17 protein-coding genes and 1 tRNA gene are annotated in these 23,854 nt (G+C 60.6%); 13 read left to right on the top strand and 5 right to left on the bottom strand.

Going from position 1 to position 23,854, the window contains the following annotated elements:
• Positions 1-15 precede the first annotated feature (15 nt).
• Positions 16-4,608: a translocation/assembly module TamB domain-containing protein gene (locus tag D0T11_RS05840; protein ID WP_119654842.1), complete on the bottom strand. Its 4,593-nt coding sequence runs from the start codon at positions 4,606-4,608 to the stop codon at positions 16-18.
• Between the two features lie 214 nt (positions 4,609-4,822).
• Between D0T11_RS05840 and tsaD the strand changes: the two genes are divergently transcribed.
• From tsaD to D0T11_RS05815, 5 genes are all read left to right on the top strand, one after another.
• On the top strand, positions 4,823-5,824 hold the full coding sequence (gene tsaD / locus D0T11_RS05835) for a tRNA (adenosine(37)-N6)-threonylcarbamoyltransferase complex transferase subunit TsaD (protein ID WP_119654841.1): 1,002 nt from the start codon (positions 4,823-4,825) through the stop codon (positions 5,822-5,824).
• A gap of 185 nt (positions 5,825-6,009) precedes the next feature.
• Positions 6,010-6,405, top strand: coding sequence for a thioesterase family protein (locus D0T11_RS05830; RefSeq protein ID WP_119654840.1), 396 nt, complete (start codon positions 6,010-6,012; stop codon positions 6,403-6,405).
• A gap of 86 nt (positions 6,406-6,491) precedes the next feature.
• On the top strand, positions 6,492-6,956 hold the full coding sequence (gene smpB / locus D0T11_RS05825; RefSeq protein ID WP_119654839.1) for an SsrA-binding protein SmpB: 465 nt from the start codon (positions 6,492-6,494) through the stop codon (positions 6,954-6,956).
• A 152-nt stretch (positions 6,957-7,108) separates the two neighbouring features.
• Positions 7,109-7,915, top strand: a complete 807-nt coding sequence (locus D0T11_RS05820) for a C40 family peptidase (RefSeq protein WP_245990615.1) — start codon at positions 7,109-7,111, stop codon at positions 7,913-7,915.
• Positions 7,916-8,118: 203 nt separating this feature from the next.
• A complete protein-coding gene (locus tag D0T11_RS05815; protein WP_119654838.1) occupies positions 8,119-8,613 on the top strand; it encodes an HNH endonuclease in 495 nt (164 codons plus the stop codon).
• 141 nt (positions 8,614-8,754) lie between these two features.
• Here D0T11_RS05815 and D0T11_RS05810 read toward each other — a convergent pair whose 3' ends face one another.
• Positions 8,755-9,621 carry an alpha/beta fold hydrolase gene (locus D0T11_RS05810; RefSeq protein ID WP_119654904.1) on the bottom strand — a complete coding sequence of 289 codons (867 nt, stop codon included), beginning with the start codon at positions 9,619-9,621 and terminating at the stop codon, positions 8,755-8,757.
• Between the two features lie 149 nt (positions 9,622-9,770).
• On the opposite strand from D0T11_RS05810, the gene D0T11_RS05805 reads away from it, so the two are divergent.
• From D0T11_RS05805 to cphA, 5 genes are all read left to right on the top strand, one after another.
• Positions 9,771-11,042: a DUF3298 and DUF4163 domain-containing protein gene (locus D0T11_RS05805; RefSeq protein WP_119654837.1), complete on the top strand. Its 1,272-nt coding sequence runs from the start codon at positions 9,771-9,773 to the stop codon at positions 11,040-11,042.
• A 197-nt stretch (positions 11,043-11,239) separates the two neighbouring features.
• Positions 11,240-12,304: a fatty acid desaturase family protein gene (locus D0T11_RS05800; RefSeq protein ID WP_119654836.1), complete on the top strand. Its 1,065-nt coding sequence runs from the start codon at positions 11,240-11,242 to the stop codon at positions 12,302-12,304.
• A gap of 836 nt (positions 12,305-13,140) precedes the next feature.
• On the top strand, positions 13,141-14,964 hold the full coding sequence (rpsA, locus tag D0T11_RS05790) for a 30S ribosomal protein S1 (protein ID WP_119654834.1): 1,824 nt from the start codon (positions 13,141-13,143) through the stop codon (positions 14,962-14,964).
• 193 nt (positions 14,965-15,157) lie between these two features.
• A tRNA-Cys gene (locus D0T11_RS05785) sits at positions 15,158-15,228 on the top strand.
• A gap of 432 nt (positions 15,229-15,660) precedes the next feature.
• The gene (gene cphA / locus D0T11_RS05780) at positions 15,661-18,291 is read left to right on the top strand and encodes a cyanophycin synthetase (RefSeq protein WP_119654833.1); all 2,631 of its coding nucleotides are present in this window, start codon (positions 15,661-15,663) and stop codon (positions 18,289-18,291) included.
• 151 nt (positions 18,292-18,442) lie between these two features.
• Here the strand turns inward: cphA and D0T11_RS05775 are convergent, their stop codons facing one another.
• Positions 18,443-19,390 (bottom strand): hypothetical protein, encoded by a 948-nt coding sequence (locus tag D0T11_RS05775; RefSeq protein ID WP_119654832.1) that lies wholly within the window; start codon positions 19,388-19,390, stop codon positions 18,443-18,445.
• A 114-nt stretch (positions 19,391-19,504) separates the two neighbouring features.
• Between D0T11_RS05775 and D0T11_RS05770 the strand changes: the two genes are divergently transcribed.
• On the top strand, positions 19,505-20,128 hold the full coding sequence (locus D0T11_RS05770) for a methyltransferase domain-containing protein (RefSeq protein WP_119654831.1): 624 nt from the start codon (positions 19,505-19,507) through the stop codon (positions 20,126-20,128).
• Positions 20,129-20,276: 148 nt separating this feature from the next.
• Positions 20,277-21,101 (top strand): 3-deoxy-8-phosphooctulonate synthase, encoded by an 825-nt coding sequence (kdsA, locus tag D0T11_RS05765; RefSeq protein WP_119654830.1) that lies wholly within the window; start codon positions 20,277-20,279, stop codon positions 21,099-21,101.
• Between the two features lie 186 nt (positions 21,102-21,287).
• On the opposite strand, the gene D0T11_RS05760 is transcribed toward kdsA, so the two are convergent.
• Together D0T11_RS05760 and apaG are read right to left on the bottom strand one after the other, a co-directional pair.
• Complete coding sequence (locus D0T11_RS05760) at positions 21,288-22,118, bottom strand: O-methyltransferase (protein WP_119654829.1); 831 nt, start codon at positions 22,116-22,118, stop codon at positions 21,288-21,290.
• Between the two features lie 371 nt (positions 22,119-22,489).
• Positions 22,490-22,876 carry a Co2+/Mg2+ efflux protein ApaG gene (apaG, locus tag D0T11_RS05755; protein WP_119654828.1) on the bottom strand — a complete coding sequence of 129 codons (387 nt, stop codon included), beginning with the start codon at positions 22,874-22,876 and terminating at the stop codon, positions 22,490-22,492.
• Between the two features lie 113 nt (positions 22,877-22,989).
• Between apaG and D0T11_RS05750 the strand changes: the two genes are divergently transcribed.
• On the top strand, positions 22,990-23,655 hold the full coding sequence (locus D0T11_RS05750) for a uracil-DNA glycosylase (RefSeq protein ID WP_119654903.1): 666 nt from the start codon (positions 22,990-22,992) through the stop codon (positions 23,653-23,655).
• Positions 23,656-23,854 lie beyond the last annotated feature (199 nt).

The raw sequence follows: 23,854 nt of genomic DNA, 5'->3' as shown, positions 1-23,854 counted from the left end.
CATCAAGTCGCTTACTCACAGTACGGTACGTGGGTCTTCGTCGATTTCCAGCTCCCGGGCTTTGCGGGCGTTCTGGTCGCGGCGGCTCAGGCGTTTACGGGCGAACAGCTCCCGGAAGGTATCGAACTGCTCGGTGTGCAGCAGCGAAACGCCGGCCCGGGCCTGGTTGGCCTGGCTCAGCCCGGTAAGGTCGCGGGGGGTGGTTTCGTAGCGCAGCTTGGCCCGGAACTTCCCGTCGGGGCGCAGGTAGTATTCCAGGCTCAGGTCGCCGATAACCGAGGTCTGGCCCGAGGCCACGCTCGTGCCCCCGCTGCTGGTGCTGGTGGTGTTGCTACCGAAGCTGCCGTCGCGCGTGATGCGCAGGCGGCCGTTGAGGAAGGAGTAGCTCAGGCGCAGCTGCAAGGCGGCCAGGTCGTCGGCGGTGAGGCCGTTGATGTTGAAGCTGATTTCCAGGTTGGGGTCAATCTGGGACGTGAGCAGGCCCAGTTGGGTGCTCAGAATCTGGCCCAGGCTGTTGCCCAGGGCGTTGTTGCCGCCCTCCAGGCGCGTCACGGCCAACGAGCCCACCGGCGTGAGCTGCCGGAATACCACCAGGCTGAACACCTGCCGGTTCAGCTCCTGCTCGTCGTTGCGGATGGCCGACAGGAAGGGGGCCAGGTCGCCTTCCAGCGACGAGGGAATATCGTTGAATTCGAGGTTGAGCTTGATGATGGGTTGCAGCAGCGGCCCGGTCAGGTTCATCACGGCCGTTACGGGCACCACGGCCGCGCTGGTGTTGTTGGAATTGAACAGCACCGGGGCCAGACTGGTCCGCTGGGTGTAGGTGGCCGATACGTTCATTTCGCCGGCCAGCGGGTCGCCGTTCCAGGCAATGGTGCCGCCCGGCCGCACCACAAATTCCTTGTTCACCAGGCCTTGCAACGTGAAATTGTAGGCCCCACGCACGATTTCCACCTGCCCGTACATGTTGAAGTCGCCCCGGGTATCGATGTTGAGCCGCAGCTGGCCGGTGGCCGTGCCCCGGATGATGTCGCCGGTGCTTTCATCGAGCAGCAGCTCCACGTAAGCGTCGGGCGTGATGTCGAGATTCATGTTCAGGCGGATGCCCGACAGGTCGGTGGTGGCCGTCACGGTTGGCCCCCGGGCCGCCAGCGCCGCCCGGGCCGAGTCGGTGAGGTTGCGGTTCACGAACTTGATGTAGCTGGCCTGTTCGGCCTTGGCCGCGTTATCGAAGGGCAACGACACCCGGGTGCCCGCCTCGCTGCGGGCCGTCACGTTCACCAGCAGGTTGTCGGCGGGGCCGCGCACCAGGGCCGTGCCGGTGGCGTAGGCCTGCCCGAAGTACAGCTCGTTGTCTTTGCGGGTGGTATTGAGCACCTGGAGCTTGCGGAAGGAGGCCGTCAGATCCAGGCGCATGTCCTGAAAGCCCCGCTCGTAAATATTGCCGTTGATGGTGCCCGAGTTGCCCTGCACGTCGCGCACCGTGATGTTCTGGAGGGCAATGCGGTCTTCCAGAAACCGGATACGGTCGGTGAACGTGTAGGTGGTGCCCAGGTAAATGAACGTCAGCCGGCCGTCGGTCACGTCGATGTTGCCCGTGAGCACGGGGGCGCTGAACTTGCCGCCCAGGCGCAGCGTGCCCACGCCGGTGCCGCTCACATCCTTGAACAGCGTGTTGAGGAAGGGCTGCGCGATTTTGATGGGGGCCTGCTCCAGCACCCCGGTCAGGTTGAGCTGCTGGGTGTCGGAGCCGGGGGCCAGGTAGCCCGTTACGGCCAGCACCCGCCGCGCCTCCCGCTCTACGTCCAGGTTCACGCCCAGCCGGTTGGTGGCGTTGTCCCAGTCGCCCTTGCCCTCCACGTTGCCGATGAGCACGCCGTCCATCTTCAGCGAATCGACGCGGAGGGTGGAGTTGATGACCAGCGGCCCGAATACGCCGCTGATGGTGCCCAGTGCATTCACCCGGCCCGCGAATTTCTGCCCGCCCGTCAGGCCGTTCAGGGTAGCCAGCTCAAAATCCTTCACCGTCAGGGCCAGCGGCTTGGCCGAGTTTTCCGACAGGAACCCCTGGGCGCTGATGCTCTGCTCGCCGTTGCTGAGCGTCACGTTCTGGAAGTCGAACTCGCGGCCCCCGCCCGAAATAACGAGGGAGTTGTCGGGCGCAATCGTCCAGTTCTTGCCCAGCAGGTTCACGCCCGACTGCCGGAAGGTGATTTTCACGGCGTCCTCTAAAAAGGCCAGTGCCCCGTTAATCTGGGCCTTGTTGGTGGTGCCGGTCTGGGCCAGGGAGGTTGAGAAGTTGATTTTCTCCTGGTCCCAGACGCCCTCCACATAAAACTTCTCCGTTGCGCCCAGCCCCGGCACCCGCTGCCGCTCCGAGGTCACGCTGGCCTGGGCCAGCACCTCGGGCTGGTAGGGCAGCTTGGACGTCACCAGATCAAACTCAGTGTCGCGCAGGCGCAGGCTGTCGTAGCGCAGGTCGGCCACCCGCCCGCCCAGCTGCAAAATGGAGGTCTGCCCGTTGCGGAACGAGCCCTCCATGCGGGTGGAATCCGACACCGTGAGCTGGGGCACGAACAGGTGCAGCACCGGATTGGGCTGCTTGAGGTAGAGGTCGAGGGCAATCTGGTAATCGGGCAGGGGGCGCTGGCGCTTGCGGCGGTAGTAGTCGGCAATGGCCGCGTCGTTGCTGGCAAAGTTGAGCCGGTACTCGTCGATGAGCGTGGCCACGTCACCGATAACGGTGGTGGGCGTAAAGTCGCCCGTGAGGCCCAGGTTCAGCACTTCGGAGCGCACCGTGATGCGGCGCTGCCCGTCCTCGCGCAGGCGGCTCACCACGTCGAGCGTGTCCACGTTCACGGTGCGGCCGGCGTAGCGCAGGCGGGAGTCGCGCAGGCGGGCGTAGCCCAGCAACTCATCCAGGCGCAGGCCCTGGAACTTCACGTCGGCGGTGGTGGCCACCGTTATGCTTTCGCGGGTCAGGCCCAGGGCCTGCAAATCGGCCCGGCGCACCCGCGCCCGTAGGTCGAAGGCCTGGGCCCGCGGGTTGAGGCTGATGGTGCCGTCGGCGTCGAATTGCAGGTTGGGGTCGTTGGCCGCGATTTTACCCGTGAACGACTCGCGGCTGAAGCGGCCGTTGGTTTTGATGTTGCGGTAGCGGTAGCCCTTGAGCCAGATGCTGGCCACCGAGGCGTTGGCCGTGAGCCGGGCGGTGCGCAAATCGAAGCCCGTGCCCTGCACCCGGCCGTTCATGGTAATGTCGCGCACCACACTCTCGTCGCCCAGCAGCTTGCCCAGCTGGAAGCCGGTAGTGCGCAGCTGGCCCTCGTAGCTGGAGTAGCGCGGGTCGGTTTTGAACTTGAGGTTGACGTCGGACGTGACCGAGCCCAGGGCCGTTTTAAACGAGCCGTTGGCCACGAAGTCGTTGTAGAAACCCAGAAACTGGCCGTTGAGCCGCACCGTGCCCAACCGCTGCACGTAGGGCCAGCCCTGGGCCGGAATGTAGCGCCGGATGTCGGAGCCCGCCACCACCGAAGGCTCCAGGCGCATCACAATAAAGCTTTCCTTGAAGTTGGGCAGCCCCTCCACGTTGATGCTGCCCCGCACCCGCGTGTTGCGGCCGTAGCGGATGTCGAGGTTTTTGGTGGTGAAGTTGCGCACGTAGCCCTTGGCCTGCCCCGAAATGAGCACGGTTTCGTTCAGGTCGCGCACTGAGGGGTCGGGGGCGAACTTGGCAATGTCATCCGAATAGATCCGGCTGGGCTGGAGGCGGGCAATGACTTTAACCGAGTCGTTGAAGTCGGTGAAATTGAGGAACTGACGGTACTCGAAGCGCAGGTAGTCGTGGATCTGGCTGTTCTGCACGCGCAGCATGAGCTTGTCGAACTCCCAGAACCGGCTGGCGTAGGTCATGTTGGCCGTCAGCTCCCGCAGGCGGGTGCCGGAGGGCGTATCCACGGTGCGCAGGCCGCTGATGTTGGCATGAATCGAGTCGCCCCGGAACCAGAGCTGGTCGGCATCGGCGTAGATGCTGTCGAGGCGCATGTGGGCATAATCCATCGTGCGGCCGTATTCCGGAATGCGCGCTACGTCCTGGCGCTCCAGCACAAACTGCCCGTTACGCAAACTCAGGGCCTGCACCTGAAAGTCGAACGGCTTGCTGACCTTGGTCGTGTCGGCGGGGCCGAGCAGGCGTTTCACCGCCCCGATAAACTGGTCGAGGGTGGTGGAATCGGGCTGGTTTTTATAGGTAACCAGATGAAAGCGCGGCTCTTCCAGCGTGAGCCGGCCCACGTGCAGGTGCGTGGGGTCGAAGATGCTGAAGAGCTTGATGTCGGCGTCGGCCCGCCCGATACTGAACAGCGGGTTGCCCCGCCGGTCGAGCACCCGCACGCCCTCCAGCAGCACCCGCGAAAAAGGCCGGATATCGACCCGGCTCACCTGCACTTTCTGGCCCAGCTTGTCGGTAAGCATCCGGGCGGCGCGCTGGGCCAGGTTGGTTTGCACGCTGGGCACCCGAAGCGCCACCAACGCCCCCACCACGGCCAGCAGCAGCAGCAGCAGCAGGGCAAACAGCACTTTCAGGAGGATGGACAGGAAGCGGGGCACGGGACAAAGATAAGAGCTAGAAGTCAGGAGTTAGGCGCTCAAATCGACGACGTAGGGGCGGGGCTTGCCCCCGCCCGCCGGTGGAACGATGCGGGAACGATGCGGGAACGGGCGGTTTAACGTAGGGCGAGGGCAAGTCCCGGCCTTACGTCGTGCTGGTTCGTTGTAGTTTTGCTTCCGGCTCCTGTCCTCCAACTTTACGCTTCTACCTTACATGATCCTCCTCGCCATCGAATCTTCCTGCGACGATACGTCCGCTGCCGTGCTGGTGGATGACGAAATCCGGGCCAACGTGGTGGCCACCCAGCAGGTGCACGAGCAGTATGGCGGCGTGGTGCCCGAGCTGGCCTCCCGCGCCCACCAGCAGCACGTGGTGCCGGTGGTGGAGGCCGCCCTCAAACAGGCCGGCATCAGCAAGCACGACCTCGACGCGGTGGCCTTCACCCAGGGGCCGGGGCTGCTGGGCTCGTTGCTGGTGGGCGGCATGTTCGCCAAAACCCTGGCCCTGGCCCTGGGCAAGCCCCTGATTGCCGTCAATCACATGCGGGCCCATATTCTGGCCCACTTCATTGAAGAGCCCCGCCCGCAGTTTCCGTTCCTGTGCCTCACCGTGAGCGGCGGCCACACCCAGCTGGTGGTGGTACGCAGCGCCTTCGAGATGCACATCATCGGCCAGACCACCGACGACGCGGCCGGCGAGGCCTTCGACAAAACGGCCAAGCTGCTCGGCCTGCCCTATCCCGGCGGCCCCCACCTCGATAAGCTCGCCCGCCAGGGCAACCCCACCCGCTTCCCGCTGCCGGTAGGCACCATGCCGGGCTACGATTTCAGCTTCAGCGGCCTGAAAACGGCGGTGCTCTACTTTATAAAGAAGGAAACGGCGAAGAACCCGGACTTCGTGGCGGAAAATCTGGCCGACCTCTGCGCCAGCATCCAGCACACCATCATCCAGACGCTGCTGCGCCAGCTGCGCCGCGCCGCCGCCGACCAAAACCTGACCCAGGTTGCCCTGGCCGGCGGTGTGGCCGCCAACAGCGGCCTGCGCCAGGCCCTTCAGGACGAAGCCGTTGCCCAGGGCTGGCAGGTATTCATTCCCGCCTTCCAGTACTGCACCGACAACGCCGCCATGGTGGCCATCACGGCCAAATTCCACTACGAAGCCCACGACTTCGCCAACCAGCTTGTCAGCTCCGATCCAAGGTTGAAGCTGGCGTAGGTATCAGTTGCCAGTTGCCAGTTGCCAGGGTAAAAAGAACGTCATTCCGAGCGGAGCCGAGGAATCTCGCGTGCTGACGTTGGATTACCATTACAACATCAGCACGCGGGATTCCTTGGCTCCGCTCGGAATGACGTTCTATCCCTACTCCCTACTCCCTACTCCCTACTCCCTACTCCCTACCAATGACCAACCCTTTCCAGCCCGGCGACGAGCAGACGTACCAGCTGACCGTGACGGCGGCCGATTTCGCGGTGCTCGATGGACGGCTGATTCATCCGGTGCTGAGCACGTTTGCGCTGGGCCAGGCCCTGGAGTGGACGAGCCGGCAGTTTGTGGAGCAGATGCTGGAAGTGGGGGAGCAGGGCATTGGCACGCTGCTGACGGTGGAGCACCGCGGGCCGGCCTTCGAGGGGGAAACCGTGGAATTTCGGGCTATTTTTGAGCAGCTCAACGGCCCCGAGCTGCTGTGCCGCGTAGAAGCCCGGGTGGGTGGGCGGCTGGTAGCCACCGGCCGCACCGGCCAGCGCATCGTGAGCAGCGCGAAGCTGCAGGCCCGGTTTCGGGCGCTGCGGGGGTAGGGGCGAGGTGCCCACGCCCGCCCGGGCAGCAGGCCATCGGCATATACAATCAGCGAAATCAGCGCACCAACCAGCGCACATCAGTGATGAAGGAAGAAAAGGTTAAGCACATCAACATCCAGAACCGGCGGGCCCGCTTCGAGTACGCCTTTCTGGTGAACTACACGGCGGGCATGATGCTGCAGGGCACCGAAATCAAGAGCATCCGGGCCGGCAGCGTGCAGCTCGGCGACGGTTTCTGCGTGTTCCACCCCGATGGCAGCCTCTGGGCCCACAACATCACCATCGCCCAGTATACCGAGGGCACGTACAATAACCACGAGCCCAAGCGTGCCCGCAAGCTGCTGCTCAACAAGCGCGAGCTCAAGCAGCTGGCCGCCAAAAACCAGGAGCAGGGCCTTACCATCGTGCCCGTGCGTCTGTTCGTCAGCGACCGGGGGTTCGCCAAGCTCGAAATTGCCCTCGCCAAGGGCAAGAAGCTCTACGACAAGCGCGACGACCTCAAAGCCAAGGACCAGAAGCGCGAAATGGACCGTGCCCGGGACTATTAGGTGAACTGGTGAGTTGATGTTCAGCGGCCCTGTTGGCGCGGAATTGTCTGCTTACTTTTCTGCCCTACCTTCTGCTGATTACCGCTTTACCAGGCTCAACCGCGCCGGTAAGCTCCCCGAACATCAACTCACCACCTCACCAGTTCACCGTTTTGGAACACGGAATTTGCGCCCTGAGCGCCGTGCCGGTACGGGCCGAACCCTCCGATAAGGCCGAAATTGTCACACAACTCATCTTTGGGGAGTGCTATTCCATTCTGCTCATGCAGGGCAACTGGGTGCAGGTGCGCCTGGCCGCCGACCAGTACGTGGGTTGGATGGACGGGAAACAGCACCTGCCGGTAACGCCCGACTACCTGCGTCAGTGGCAGGCTGAGGACCATCCGCGCACGCTCGACGTGGTGCAGATGGTGAGCGACGACGCCACCAAAATGCCCGTGACGCTGGGCACGCGTCTGCCGTTTTTCGATGGCATGACCCTGCGCCTCGGCGACAAAACTTACTTCTACAACGGGGCCGCTACCAACCCGCGCAACGGCCACGGCCCCCAGGGCGCAGTGGAAGGCCGCCGCCGCCTGCTCCAGAAAATGGCCCTCATGTACCTGAAAGCACCCTACCTCTGGGGCGGCAAAACCCTGTTCGGTATCGATTGCTCGGGCCTCGTGCAGCAACTATACGGCCTAGTGGGCGTGCAGCTCCCGCGCGATGCCCACCAACAGATTCAGGTGGGCCAGCCGGTGCACTTTGTGGCCCAGACCCGCCCCGGCGACCTGGCTTTCTTCGACAATGCCGAGGGCCGCATCGTGCACGTGGGCCTGCTGCTCGACGACCAGCAAATCCTGCACGCCAGCGGCGAAGTCCGCATCGACCCGCTCGACCACAACGGCATCTTCCGCCGCGACCAGCAGAAGTACAGCCACAAGCTGCGCCTGATCAAGCGGATTCTGAGCGAGGAGTAGGAGGGGAAACGGTGAGATAGTGAGTTGCTGTTCGAATAGGCCTGGCGGCGCTAACTGCGCCAATTCAGAACCGCCCGAATAACAATTCACCATTTCACTATCTCACCATTTTACCTTTCGCAACCAGAACCGCTGGCCTCTTGTTAATGCGCTAAGAATCATCTAGCTTTCTGCCAGAGCAGATTCTTTTTTCTTCGCGCTATATGGACCAAAAGGTGCTTGTGTTGAACGGCGACTATACGGCTATTACGCTGTGCAGCGTCCAAAAAGCCTTCGTGCTGCTATATCTGGAAAAAGCCGAGCTGATTGCCAAATCAGAGCACGGCGTGTTGCGCACCGTCAGCCGGTCGTACCCCAAGCCCAGCATCATCCGGTTGCAGCGCTACGTGCGCGTGCCCTACAAAGGCATTGCCCTGAGCCGGCATAACGTGATGAAGCGCGACAACTTCGAGTGCCAATACTGCGGCTCAACCAAAAACCTGACCCTCGACCACGTGCTGCCCCGAAGTAGGGGAGGCGATTCGAGCTGGAGCAATCTGCTCACGGCCTGCTCCCGCTGCAACCACGCCAAAGGCCACTACACCCCCCAGGAAGCCGGCCTCACCATCCGGCAGCAACCCAAAAAACCCACCCTCACCGGTTTCCTCAAGCTCAGCGCCGGCACCCTCGACCAGAACTGGCATCCCTACCTGCTTTAACACCGGCGGCCCTATGGCTGACCGGTTTTTTTACGCCCGGCACACCCTCAAAAAGCCCGCAGGAGCATAGCTGCKGCGGGCTTTTTGAGGGTGTGCCGGAGCCGGCCAGTCAAAACCACTGGCCGGCATTGGTCGGAAAGATTAGTAGCGGTCGGCGGTTTTCTGGATGTCGCCACCCTGCACGAACGTTATCAGGTCGCGGTTGAGGCGGTCCTTGTCGGGGATAAAGAGGCCGTGGGGAGCCCCGGCGTACTCGATGAACTCAGCATGCGGCACGTAGCGGGTCATTCGCTCACCGCTCACTTTGGCCGGTACCAGCGTATCGTCGCCGCCGTGGATAACCAGCGTGGGCACCTTGATGGTCGTCAGGTCCTGGCGGAAATCGGTTTCCGACCAGGCGCGGGCACTGGCAATAGTGGCGTGCGGATCGGCTACTTCGCACATGGCCTGGGTCCAGGTCAGGGTGGCGTCGCTGACGGGGTTACTGAGCAGACCCGTGCCGTAGAAGTCTTTGCCGAAGTCCTGCAAGAAGCTGAAGCGGTCCTTCTTCAGGCCCTCAATCATCTTGTCGAACGTTTCGCGGTCTACGCCCTCGGGGTTGTCGGTGGTTTTGAGCAGAAAGGGCGTTACGGAGGACACAAAGGCTACCTGCCGGACGCGGGCGCCGCCGTGCCGGCCCATGTAGCGGGCCACTTCGCCGCCGCCCATCGAGAAGCCCACCAACGTTACGTCCTGCAAATCAAGCTGGTCGAGTACGGCCTTCAGGTCGTCGGCGTAGGTATCGTAGTCGTTGCCTTCGTAGGGTTTGCTGGAGTTGCCGAACCCGCGGCGGGTGTAGGCAATTACCCGGAAGCCCCGCTCGGTGAGGGCCGTGAGCTGGTATTCCCACATTTTGTAGGACGCCGGCCAGCCGTGAATCAATACAACGGGCTTGCCCTGGCCGTGGTCGATGTAGTCAAGTAATACGTCGTTGCCGTGGGCATCCCGGCCCGCTTTAATAAAGCTCATGAGGAAGAAAATGGGGTGATAAAAAACCGGCCGCGCCCGCATAAGCAGTGCGGCTGGTTGCTACATACGCAGGAGCTTGCGGGGCGCTAAATAATGCCAAGATATTGCACGGAGTTGAACTGCTGGCCATAATCTGCGTTCTTTGACCCATGAGCTCTATTTTCTGCTTCCGTCCGGCCCTGCTGCTTCGTCAGCTGTCCGCCCCGCTGGCCCTCGGCCTGCTCCTGACCGCCTGTAACTCGGGCTCCGATACTTCGGACGCCACCACCGCTACGGCCACCACCAAGCCTGCCGGCCCCCAGAACGACGATGGCTCCTGGTACCGCCAGTACCGTGGCCTGCTGCCCGGCTCCGCCGACAGCATTACCCTGCACCTGCAACGCCTGGGCAGCCCTTCCGGCGAAGCCGCCCTGAGCCGGCTGGTCGGCTTCTATGCTGCCTCCGACGGCCACCCCTACGAAATTGCCGGCGACCTGGGCCTGCGCGGCGACAGCCTCAACCTGCATAACATCAGCAATGAGCTGGCCGGCGACGAGGACGAGGAACCGGCCGAGATAGCGCCCCAGTGGCTGCTCAAGGAGCAGGGCGACGCCCTGGTGGGCATCCGCAACGGCCAGCCTGTGCGTTTGCGCCGCCTGGAGCCGGTGCGCGGCATCCAGTTTGAAGCCCACCGCCTGTCGGCCGAAGTGGCGGCCCGCCCTGGCCACCCCGAAGACAGCGTGAGCGGCCGCCGGACGATGCAGCTGCTGCTGCCTTTCCAGGCACCTAACCAGGAGCTGCTGGCCGCCAATATCCGCCGCGGTTTGCACGGCGACTCCCTCGACAGCATGCCCGTGCCGGTCCTGGATTCGATTTGGCAGGAGCAGTTGCGCGCTTTCACCCGCGACTACCGCACCGACGCGGCCCCGCTGCTGGCCGCCAACGCCAAGAAGTCGCCCGCCGACTACCAGCCCCTCGAAAACCTGGCCTACGAGCAGGAAGTGAACACGTATGTACTCTGGAACGAGGGCAACCTGCTCAGCATGGGCTACTTCGGCTACGACTATTCCGGCGGGGCGCACGGCATCTACGGCACCTACGTGCAGAGCTACGACACCCGCACCGGCCACTCCCTGCGCTACGACGACATCTTTAAGTCGGGCATCAAACCCCAGCTCCAGAAGCTGCTGGGTCAGTACGCCCGGCCGGTGGTGGGCCTGAAGGCTTCGGAGCCACTGTCCAAGGCCTTGGCGGTGAACACGCTGCCCGTAACGCGCAACGTGTACCTGACCAGCGGCGGGGCCGTGTTCGTGTACCTGCCCTACGAAATTGCCTCCTACGCCAAGGGCCAGATCAGCGTGTTTGTGCCCTTCTCAGCCTTACAGGGGTTGCTGAAGCCCGGTTTGCCAGTGGGTAACACGGCGGCCGTGGCGAGTCGGTAAGCCGGCGCGAATACCAACAGCCCGTTGTGCCTGGCATGACGGGCTGTTTCTATGCCCCAAATCCTATCTGTTGGCGGCTGCCTGAACATTAATGGATAAACCGACTTTAGAAGGTGCAAAATCCCGGGCTTTTGGAACGAGCCGCGCAACCCGGCTGTAGAAGCGGTACCTTTGAAGTCGTTTATTTCCCCACCCCCATGCTAGCACCTAAGTTCGCGCCTTCCCGCTCCTTTCATCAGGAGTTGAAGCGCCGCACGAATGCGTATTTCGCCGAAGCCGGCAAGGCTACTACCGGCGGCAACTCCCTGTTCATCAAGGCTGTGTTGCTCACTACGGCTTTCGTGGCCGTATACCTGCACCTCGTGTTCCGGACCCCGCCCGCGCTGGTGGGCGTGCTGGAGTGCATCCTGCTGGGCCTGCTGGGCGCGGCCATTGGCTTCAACGTGATGCACGACGGCGCCCACGGCTCGTTCAGCAAGCGCAAATGGATGAACCAGTTCGCGGCCTTCACCCTCAACGTGATGGGCGGCAACTCCTTCATGTGGCACAACAAGCACAACCTCATCCACCACATGTACACCAACGTGGAAGGCGTGGACGACGACCTGGATGCCCAGCCCTGGCTGCGCCTGAGCCCCGAGCAGCCTCGGCACGGCTTCCACCGCTTCCAGCACTTGTACTTCTGGTTCTTCTACGCCTTGCTGTTCATCGCCTGGATTTTCTTCATGGATTACCAGAAGTACTTCAAAGGCAAAATCGGCGAAATGCCTATTAAGAAGATGACCGCCTCCGACCAAGGCGTATTCTGGGGCTTCAAGGCCCTGCACCTGGCCCTGTTCGTGGCCCTGCCCATCTACACCGTAGGGTTCCTGGGCTGGGTGGTTGGTTTCCTGGCGTTTGCCGCCGTGGCCGGCTTCACGCTCAGCATCGTATTCCAGCTGGCCCACACCGTGGAGCACACCAGCTTTGTGGTGCCCCACGAAACCACCCGCAAAATCGAGGACGAGTGGGCCATTCACCAGATCCGGACCACCGCCAACTTTGCCACCGATAACAAGGTTATCAGCTGGCTGGTGGGCGGGCTCAACTTCCAGGTCGAGCACCATTTGTTCCCCACCATCTCCCACGTGCACTACCCGGCCTTGAATAAAATCATCCGCCAGATGTGCGAGGAGTTCAACATCGAGTACAACGAGTACCCCAAGATGCGCTACGCCGTAGCCTCCCACGTTGCCCATTTGCGGGAGCTGGGGCGGCGGTAACTTTTCGTAATTGATTTTCTGGAAAGAAAAAAAGGAGCGGAAAGTTAATTTTCCGCTCCTTTTTTTAATGTTTAATAACCTCTCTTTAAACCGCTATATGAAAATTGCTCCAATCGTTATTATTTCATCGTTGTTGATTGCCTGTGACAAACATACTGAATCTAATACATCTGCTTCGGTAAGTAATTCCGTGACGCAGCCGATATTTCGGCCCCTTAATCTAAATAACAACAGAATTCATTTACAGATACCCAGGGATTGGACGCACTTGCGTACTATTCATGAGATGGGGCCGGACTGTGTAGTGTGCTCAGGAAGCGAATATGAATACGCTGTCGGTACTTCTGATAGTACATCACTGGTTTTGGTGTAACAGTGTTTCCTGCGGGTGACAATCGATTTCGAAATGCCGCACAGGAGTTGCGGTTTTCTCTCGTGAAAGATTTGCAGGCTATAATGGTCGATACACTTATTGACGTAGCTCAACAAACCAGCATTATCTATTTCCAATCTTGGCGTAATCGGAGAGAGGTTTATTTTGCTATAAAGAAAATTGTCAGTCCTTACCGGATCCTGTCGGTCTATGTGCAGACCGCTAAGACGGTAGACAATATGGGTTTGATGAAGAAAATAATACGGTCAGTGGAAGTCAATCCTTCCTAATATGGCAGAGCCATTTCGAAGATAACTGTAGCTAGTATCTCTCGCGCATACTCCTTATCTTTGCGCCCCCGCCAGGGTGGCGGGACTGGGGCTTCGGCCCTGGGTATCAAACAAAAACGCGTTCCGGAGGATGACCCTGGACCGGACGTGTACACAAGGGTCCATGTTACATCATGGCAGAATTAGTTGACAATTTCGACTGGGACAACGTAGACGCCAGCGGCTTCGGGGGTAATTACTCCGCCGAGCAGCGCGCCGAAATGGAGGAGATGTACACCGGTACGCTCACCACCGTTCAGGAAGAAGAAGTAGTAACCGGCACCGTGGTAGGTCTGACCGACCGCGACGTGATCCTGAACATCGGCTTCAAGTCCGATGGTCTGGTGCCCCTATCCGAATTCCGCGACCTGCCCGACCTGAAGGCCGGCGACACGGTGGAGGTATTCATTGAGGAGCAGGAAAACGCCAACGGCCAGCTCATCCTGAGCCGTAAGAAAGCCAAAATCAAGCAGGCCTGGAAAGCCATTTACGACGCCCTGGAGAATGACTCCGTTCTGGAAGGTGTTGTAAAGCGTCGCACCAAAGGTGGCCTCATCATGGACCTGGACGGCGTAGAAGCCTTCCTGCCCGGCTCGCAGATCGACGTGAAGCCTATCCGCGACTTCGACATCTATGTTGGTCGTCGCATGGAAGTGAAAGTGGTGAAAATCAACGCCGCTTTCGATAACGTGGTTGTTTCGCACAAGGTGCTCATCGAGAAAGACCTCGAGAAGCAGCGCGAAGCCATCCTCAACAACCTGGAGAAAGGTCAGATCCTGGAGGGCGTTATCAAGAACATGACCAACTTCGGCGTGTTCATCGACCTCGGCGGTGTCGACGGTCTGCTGCACATCACCGACATCTCGTGGGGCCGCATTGCCCACCCGAGCGAAGTGTTGCAGTTGGATCAGAAGCTCAATATCGTGGTTCTCGACTTCGACGAAGCCAAGAAGCGTATCAGCCTCGGTCTGAAGCAGCTGACCCCGCATCCGTGGGATTCGCTGCCCGAAGACATGGGCGTTGGCACCAAGGTGAAGGGCCGCATCGTGAACGTGGCCGACTACGGCGCGTTCATGGAAATCATCCCCGGCGTAGAGGGCCTGATTCACGTGTCGGAAATGAGCTGGAGCCAGCACCTGCGCAACCCGCAGGACTTCATCAAGCAGGGCGACGTAGTAGAGGCGCAGATTCTGACCCTCGACCGCGAAGACCGCAAGATGAGCCTCGGCATCAAGCAGCTCAGCGAAGACCCATGGACTCGTGGCGACTTCTCCGAGAAGTATGCCATCGGTACCAACCACAACGGCCTGGTGCGCAACCTGACCAACTTCGGCCTGTTCGTAGAGCTGGAAGAGGGTGTAGACGGCCTCGTGCACGTTTCGGACCTGTCGTGGACCAAGAAGATCAAGCACCCATCCGAAATGGTGAAGGTGGGCGACCGTCTGGACGTGGTAGTACTGGAGCTCGACGTAACCAACCGTCGTTTGGCCCTGGGCCACAAGCAGCTGGAGGAAAACCCTTGGGACACGTTCCAGACGGTATTCACCCCCGGTTCGATCCACAAGGCGACCATCACCGACAAGAACGACCGCGGCGCGGTGCTCGAGTTGCCTTACGGCATCGAGGGCTTCGCTTACCCCAAGTCGCTCCAGAAGGAAGATGGCTCGCAGGCTGAAAACGGCGAAACCCTCGACTTCCGCGTGATTGAGTTCTCGAAAGATGATCGTCGCGTGGTACTGTCGCACAACGCCGTGTACAACCAGCAGGCTGAAGAAGAAGGCCGCGCTGCTAAATTCGCCAAGAAGAAGCCGACCTCCGGGGCTGCTGCTGCGCAGGGCGAAGGCAAGCTGAGCGACCTGAAGAAGACGCCAACCGCTGAGAAATCGACCCTCGGTGACCTGGACGCTCTGTCGGCGCTGCGCGACAAGATGCTGGGCAACGAGCAGGGCGGCGAGTAGTCACTTCGCTTACCACACTTAAATAAGAGAGGCCCCGACGCAAGTCGGGGCCTTTTTTTGTTCTATGCCCACGGGCGTGAGGCGGTAAAATTTCCCGCACGCCCCCAACCACTTACGGCGAAGTGGCCCGAAAAATGGCCTGCTGCTTTGGCGCAACCCGGATTAAGGCGTATGTTTGCATCCTCAAAGCCCTGGTGACGTGACCGAGCGGCTAGGTAGAGGTCTGCAAAACCTCCTACGGCGGTTCGAATCCGCCCGTCACCTCTTGCTGTTTTCAGCGTGCTCAGGCCCCGGTTGATTCGTTTCAGCCGGGGCTTTTTGCGCTCCGCTGTTTCAGACAGCAAGGCATTATTGAACACGTGGTAAAGAACCTGACCAATAGTTCCCTCACGTTCGAGCTGACTAATTCGGGCAACGGGCAGAACAAGGTGGTGCATACAATTTCGCTGGCTAAGCAGCCATAGCACCAACTCAAATTCGGCTCTATCATAGTCCCGGTTGATTCGTTTCGGCCGGGGCTTTTGATAGTGGAAAAACTTCCGCCGGAAAAAAAATACGGAGCGGTTGAGGCTGAGGATGAACCGGCTACGGACGAGCTGAAACCGAAAAACCGGGTCAGGTTTCCTGCCACATTATCCCTACATTCCGTTCCTGCGTAGAATCGCCCACGTCCCCTTTTTTCTTCTTTCTCCCTTTATGAAAATTATTGACCTCCGCACGATGCGCGGCCCCAGCTTCTGGTCCGTGAAACATTACAAGCTGATTGTAATGAAAGTGGATTTGCAGGACCAGGCCGAGGTGTGGTCGGGCGCTATTCCGGCGCTGGCGGAGCAACTACCGAAGCTGCTGCCCGGACTGGGGGAGCCCCAACCCGCCGAATCGGAGAAATCGGCCCAGAAACACCCCCCCCTCACGGCCGAGCAGCTGGTTGATGGTGAGCCGCTGGGCCACGTGATTCAGCACGTGGCGCTGGCCTTGCAGCGGATGGCGGGTATGCCCGTGTACTGGGGTAAGTCGTACCCGGCCCACGAGGCGGGCGTGGAGTTCGTGGTGTTTTCCTACCAGGAGGAGCGGGCCGGCCGCATGGCGGCCGAAGCGGCGGTGCAGATTATAGATGACATCTGCCACGGCCGGCCGGTGAGCGTGAAGGCGCTGGTGGACGAGCTGCACGAAATCCGGGAAGAAGAATTTTTCGGCCCCAGCACCTGGAGCATTGTGTCGGAGGCGGCTTCGCGCAACATTCCCTACATCCAGCTCAAAAACAGCAACATCATTCAGCTGGGCTACGGCGTGAACCAGAAGCGTATCTGGGCCACTACTACCAGCTATACCTCTCACGCGGGCGTGGAAGTGGCTGGCAATAAGAACCGTACCAAGGCCATGCTCCACGATTCGGGCGTGCCCGTGCCCAACGGCACCACGGTCTACTCCGAGGACGAGCTGCGCGACGCCATTGAGGAGCTGGGCTTTCCCATCGTCACCAAACCCCTCGACGGCAACCACGGCCGGGGCGCTACCATCGGCATCACCAACTGGAACGATGCCGTGGAGGGCCTCAAAGCCGCCCAGAAACACTCCCGCGCCGTGATTGTGGAGCAGCTCGTGGCCGGCTACGATTACCGCATGCTGGTAGTGAACGGCAAGCTCATCGCCGCCGCCAAGCGCACGCCCGCCGCCGTCAGGGGCAACGGCACCAGCACGGTGCAGGAGTTGATTGAGGACGTAAACCGGGACCCGCGCCGGGGCGTGGGCCACGAAAAGGTGCTCACCAGCATCAAGGCCGACCAGCACACCCAGGACTTACTCAAAACCCAGGACCTGACCCTGGACTCGGTGCTGCCGGCCGGGCAGGAGCTGTTTCTCAAGAGCACAGCCAACATCAGCACCGGTGGCACTGCCACCGATGTGACTGACCTGGTGCACCCCTACAACGTGCTGCTGGCCGAGCGCGTGGCCGGCATCGTGGGCCTCGACATCTGCGGGATTGATTTGCTGACCTCCGACATTGCCATTCCGCTCAACGAAACCCGTGGGGCCGTGATTGAAGTGAATGCGGCCCCTGGTTTCCGGATGCACATTTCGCCCACCGAAGGGCTGGCCCGCAACGTGGCCGCCCCGGTAGTCGACATGCTGTTTCCGGCCGGCAACAAGGCCCGCGTTCCGATTATTGCCATTACGGGCACCAACGGCAAAACCACCACTACCCAGCTGGTGGCCCACATCGTGTCTTCGAAGGGCCTCAAGGTAGGCTATACCACCACCAACGGCATCTACATCCAGGGCACCCAGCTGCAAAGCGGGGACTGCACGGGTGGGCAGAGCGCCGAGTTCGTGCTCAAGGACCCCACCGTGAACTTTGCGGTCCTGGAAACGGCCCGCGGCGGGATGCTCCGCTCGGGCCTGGGCTTTCATAACTGCGACGTAGCGGTGGTGACCAACGTGGCTGCCGACCACCTGGGCATGCGCGATATTTATACTGTGGAGGACATGGCCGCGGTGAAGGGCGTGCTGCCGCGCACGGTGCGCAAGAACGGCTGGGCCGTGCTCAATGCCGACGACGACCTGGTGTACGCCATGCGCGAAAAGCTGGAGTGCCGGGTGGCCCTGTTCAGCATGAACGAGCACAGCCCCCGCATCCGGGAGCACGCCGAAAACGGCGGGTTGGCCGCCGTGTACGAGGAAGGCTACATCACCATTTATAAGAACAGCTACAAGCTGCGCATCGACCGGGCCGCCGAGTTCCCGATTACCTTCGGGGGACGGGCAACCTTCAACATCGAAAACGCGATGGCCGCCGCGCTGGCCTGCTACTGCTACGGTTTCGACAAGGACGATATCAAGCTGGCCCTGCGCACCTTCGTGCCCTCGGGAGTCAAAACACCGGGCCGCATGAATGTGTACAAGTTTGCCAACTTCGAGGTAATCGTGGACTACGCCCACAATGCTCACGGCATGGAGAAGTTCGCCCAGTTCCTCGACGCGACCGAGGCCACCCACAAAGTGGGCATCATCTCGGGCCTGGGCGACCGGCGCGACGAAGACACGCTGGCCTTCTCGCGCATCGCTGGCCGGGTGTTCGACGAAGTGATTCTGCGCCAGGACAAGGACCTGCGCGGTAAAACAGCGGAAGAGCTCCGGGAAATCATGATGCGCGGCCTGCGCCTCGATGATCCGGAGGTGCCCATCACCTACATCGAAAACGAAATGGAGGCCATCGACCATGTGCTGGCTACCGCCCGCCCCGGCTCCGTCATCACCATGTTCACCGAGGACATCAAAGCCACCCTGAAAAAGCTCGACGACTTTGAAGCCCAGATCACGGATTAGCACGGATTCCACGGATTTTGTAGCCTATTAAAAAAGCGAAAGGCCACCTCAACTGAGGTGGCCTTTCGCTTTTTTGTGGCAGTAGACGATGCCGTTAGGCCCAGCTACAAAATCCGTGAAATCCGTTAAAATCCGCGCTAATCCGTGATCCTTATTTGAGGGTGAAGGTGGTTTTGCCAATCATCACGCCGCCTTCGTAGAGTTCCACGGTGTGCAGGCCGGTTTTGTAGGGCGCGCCTTTGGCGTACAGGAACTGCACGGGCTGGCGCGTATTGTCGAACACGAGGTCCTGCTTAGCCGTGTAGAACGCCTCGGAGCCCTCAATCATGAACGTGCCACCGCCGGTGCTCAGGTTGTAGAGCGCCGCGCCGTCGGGCTCGATCAGGCGCATCATGATTTCCTTGGTTTCCTTCGGCGAAACGTCGTTGCGGGCCAGGTTAAAGGTTACTTTGATTTTCTCGACCCGCTTGGCCTTGAACTCATTGTCGGTGTCCTCCTTCTCCTTGTCGCGGCTGTTGACGACGCCCACGCGGATGTTTTCGGCTTGCAGGCGCGAGGCCACGGCTACTTTTTCGATCAGCTCACGGTTGGAGCGCACTACCGACGAAATGGTATCGGTAAGCTTGTTTTGCCGCTCCTTAAGGGTGGTGGCTTCGGTGTAAAGCGCCTCGTTATCAGCCTTGAGCTGGGAAATTTCTTCGTCCTTCTTGCGCAGCTGCACCTCGAAGCTGGCGGCGCGCTGCTTGAAGCGGCGCTGCTCGGCTACGCTGAAGCTGCTGGCCCGGAAGGAGCGCAGTTTCAGCAGGTCGGAGTTGATCTGGGCCAGCTTGGCTACCAGCGAATCGTTGGCCAGGCCCATGCCCTGCACTTCCTGACTCTGGCGCTCGTAATCAGCCTTCAGGGCTTCGTACTGCTTGATCTGGTCTTCGAGTTTGGCATCTTTGGTGACGACATCGGCCTGGAGCTGCTCGTTCTGTTTGGTCTTTTGCTGGTTCATGTAGAACAGGAACCCATTGATGCCCAACAGCACCAGAATGAGGGCCACAATCAGCAGGACGCGGTTGTTGTTCTTCGGCTCGGGGCTCTGATCTTGTTCCATAGTCGAGAGGGGTTAAGTGAAGCCCGGAGAGTCCGGGCGCAGGTACTACCTTTGAGACAAAAATAACGGAGTTCCTTACCCCGGCAAGCGCCGAAGGTACAACCCTGCCACGATATGCCCCCGGATTTGCCTTTTGATGCTGCTTACTGGCAGCAGCGCTACGTAAGCGGCCAAACCGGCTGGGATGCGGGCGCCATAACGCCGCCCCTGCGCGAATATTTTGCCCAGTTGGGTAAGCCCGATGCCCGTCGGATTCTGATTCCCGGGGCCGGCAACGCCTACGAGGCTGAGTATCTGCACGCTGCCGGCTGGCCCAACGTGTGGGTCGCCGACCTGGCCCCCGCGCCCCTTGAAGCCCTGGCCCGGCGCGTGCCCGATTTTCCGGCGGAACACTTGCTGCGCACCGATTTTTTTGCCCTCCAGCCCACGCCCGCTTTCGATTTGCTGGTCGAACAAACGTTTTTCTGCGCCCTCGACCCGGCCCTGCGGCCCGCCTACGCCCGGCAGGCTGCTGGCCTGCTCCGGCCCGGCGGTACGCTCATGGGCCTGCTCTTCGACACCGAATTTGAGAAGGCCGGCCCGCCCTTCGGGGGCAGCCGCCCGGAGTACGAGGCGTATTTCGCCCCTTACTTCGACGTCCAACACTTCGAAACCGCCACCAACTCCCTTAAGCCCCGCCAGGGTAAGGAGCTTTTTATCTGTTTGAAACGCAAGCCGCTGATAGACGGTGATGAATAAGAAAGAACCGTCATCCTGAGCTGGCGAAGGACCGTGGTTTCACGTCAAAACGAGTCGTTGATAGGACTGTTCCGGCGTGAGAGGATCCTTCGTAAGCTCAGGATGACAAAACCGTTTCCCAGCCCAAGTCCCCAAGCCCCCAACCACCATGATTGAAGCCTTAGCCAACGTGCTGCCGCACTTCCGCAACACCAACTCCGGCCAGTTTTTTCTGATGGCCGGCCCCTGCGTGATTGAAGGTGAAGACATGGCCCTGCGTATCGCCGAGCGGGTCCAGCATATCACCGACAAGCTCCAGATTCCCTTCATCTTCAAAGGCTCCTACCGCAAGGCCAACCGCTCCCGCCTCGATTCCTACACCGGCATCGGCGACGAGAAGGCCCTGCGCATCCTCCAGAAAGTGAGCCGCGAAATCGGGGTGCCCACCGTCACCGACATCCACGAATCGGGCGAAGCGGCTATGGCAGCCGAGTACGTAGACGTGCTCCAGATTCCGGCCTTTCTGTGCCGGCAGACCGATTTGCTCATTGCGGCTGCCCAAACCGGCAAGGTCGTCAACGTGAAGAAAGGACAGTTTCTGAACGGCGAATCCATGCAGTTCGCAGTGGACAAAATCCGGCAGTCGGGCAACGAGCACGTGCTGCTGACCGACCGGGGCAACTCCTTCGGCTACTCTGACCTGGTGGTGGACTTCCGCAACCTGCCCGCTATGCGCGCCTTCGGCGTACCGGTAGTGATGGACGTAACCCACTCGCTGCAACGCCCCAACCAGAGCAGCGGCGTGACGGGCGGCCAGCCGGCGCTCATCGAAACTATTGCCAAAGCCGCCATTGCCGTGGGGGCCGACGGCCTGTTCATCGAAACCCACCCCACGCCGGCCACCGCCAAATCCGACGGGGCCAATATGCTGGTCCTGGACCAGCTGGAAGACCTGCTGGTAAAGCTGACCCGCGTGCGGGAAGCAGTGCGTTGAGTTTTCAGTTGCTGGTTGTCAGTTGCCAGTAACAGAACGTCATCCTGAGCGGAGCGAAGGATCTTTTCACGTTGGAACGACCGTAATAACGATTCGTGCTGACTTGAGAGGATCCTTCGCTCCGTTCAGGATGACGTTCTTTTACTGACAACTGACAACTGACAACTGACAACTGACAACCAAAAACTACGCCCCGAATGCCCGGGTTTGCTCCAGGAGCTTATCCAGCAGATTATCGAAGCGCAGCGCGAAATGCTGCTTGGGCTGGTTGGGGCGGAAGAAGACCAGGCCGATGTAAAACAAGTCGATAGTCAGCGTCACGTCGGGGTGCTGCTGGATGGTGGCCCAGGCCCGTTCCATGTCCGCCGACCAGTGGATGTCGTCGAGTACGAACACGCTGTGGTCGGTGCGGTGGCGGTTCAACTGCTCGAAGTAGCGCAGGGTGGGCTCGTAGCGGTGGTTGCCGTCGAAGAAGGCAAAATCGACGGGGGCGGGCAGCGCGGCCAGGGTGGGAGTGAGGGTGTCGTCGAGGTTGCCTTCGATGAGCGTTACGTTGTGTATGCCCACTGCCTGGAAGGTCTGGCGGGCTACGGCCGCCGTGGCCGGGCACCCTTCAAAAGTGAGCACCCGGGCCTGGGAGTTGGCCGCGGCCAGGTAGGCCGTGGTGAGGCCCAGCGACGTGCCCAACTCCACCACTGTGCCCGGCTGAAAGTGGTTGACGAGCCGGAACAGCAGCTGCGCCAGCCTTGGCGGTTTGGCAGCAGTGCGGGCAATGTCGCGCAGGCGGCGCGTGCGGCCCGCCCCGGTGTGCGAGCCTGCCCCGAAGTCGCGCACCGCAATGGCGGTAGAGTCGGCCAGCAACTCGGTGCGGCGTGTTTCCACGCGCGTGTTGGCCGCAAACGTGCCAGCGTGGTTGATGACGTGGGTGTAGAGCCCGAACACGAAGGGCGAATGCAGCCCGTGGGCGTTGCCGGAGCGCAGCAGAAACCGCAGGAAGCTGAGGATTTGGAAAAGCAAGACGCAGTAGGGCAAAGTGGGGCGTTGCCCCGGTAAAGTAAGCAGGTGAGCAAAGCTACTTCGCGCCGGCCAGAATGCCCGTCCTCCCGTCGCAAAGCCTCACCCGACGCGGGCAACCCGCTGCCAGTTGTGTTTGGTATACACTCTTCATCTAAGGACGACTCGTGTATACCTACCCTAGTATACAGACCTCATCCGGGGAGGAAGCGTGTATACTAGGGCAGGTATACACGCTTCCTCCCCGGATGAGGTCTGTATACGGAATGCGAAAATGGCCCCGGGATTGCGCGGCAGGCCGCGAGCCGTTTTCAATGGCATAAAAAAGCCGCCCCCGAAGGAGCGGCTGATCTGGGAGCTGAGGAAAAAAACGGTTAGTTGAGCCGGTAGGGCACTACCAGCGTAAACTCCGGGATTTCGACGGTGAACTCGCTGCCATCCATCAGGCGCTCCATCTGGTAGGTTCCGCGCATCTTGCCCAGGCCCGATTTCAGGTTGCAGCCCGACACGTACTGGTGCGATTCGCCGGGCTCCAGGGTGGGTTGCTGGCCCACAATGCCCTCGCCCTCCACTTCCCGCACCACGCCGTTGGCATCGTAGATAAACCAGTGGCGGCGCAGTAGCTTCACCGTATATTCGCTGTTGTTGCGGATATCGATTTTGTAGGCGAAAACGTAATGCTCCTGACCCGGGCTGGAATAATCGGGCAGGTAATTGGTGGTAACACTAACGGTTACGCCCTGAGTGGTGGTGGTATTCATAACAGCTGAGTTCCAGAGAAGAAAAAAGCTAACAGCGCAGGCCGGAAATTGGTTTATCTACGGTAGCCAAGCAAGGATTGGCGCAGGAAACCGAAAAAATAATTGTTGCCCCTATGTCGGTAAAGATAGAAGAAAGCTGGCGTCGTGCGTTGGCGCCCGAGTTTGAAAAGCCCTACTTCCAGCACCTGATTGCCTTTGTGAAGGGCGAATATGCCACGGCGGCGGTGTACCCGCCCGGCCCCCAGATCTTCCACGCCTTCGATGCCTGCCCCTTCAGTAAGCTTAAGGTAGTGATTTTGGGCCAGGACCCCTACCACGGCCCGGGCCAGGCCCACGGCCTGAGTTTTTCGGTGGCCGAAGGCGTGCGCACCCCACCTTCGCTCCAGAATATTTTCAAGGAGTTGCAGGCCGATTTGCCCGCCACGCCGCCCGCTGCCAACGGCAACCTCGACCGCTGGGCCGAGCAAGGGGTGCTGCTGCTCAACGCCACGCTCACGGTGCGGGCCAAGGAGCCCGCCAGCCACCAGAAGAAAGGCTGGGAGCAGTTCACGGATGCCGTCATCCAGCATATTTCCGATGAGAAGGAGCACGTTGTGTTCATTCTTTGGGGGGCCTCCGCCCAGAAAAAAGGCGAAATCATTGATGCCCACAAGCACCTTGTGCTCAAGGCGGCCCACCCCTCGCCCTACGCCGCCGACCGGGGCTTCTTCGGCAGCCGCCCCTTCAGCCAGACCAACGACTACCTGCAACAGCACGGCGAGCAGCCGATTCACTGGTAGATAGATCACACATGGATCACAGATGTTGCTGATGTTGCAGATGAAAGGGATGACGTTCAACGGCCGCCAGGACGGATGAGAATATCTATCTAAAAAGAGAAAAGCCATTCGGGTAGAATGGCTTTTCTCTTTTTAGATCATCGGTAATGAAACGCGCTCATCTGCTACCGAACGTCATCCCTTTCATCAGCAACATCTG

It is taken from the genome of Hymenobacter rubripertinctus (assembly GCF_003583925.1).
Classification (GTDB): domain Bacteria; phylum Bacteroidota; class Bacteroidia; order Cytophagales; family Hymenobacteraceae; genus Hymenobacter; species Hymenobacter rubripertinctus.
The sequence above is the reverse complement of the archived record's forward strand: the minus strand, read 5'-3'. Positions and strand labels throughout refer to the sequence as shown.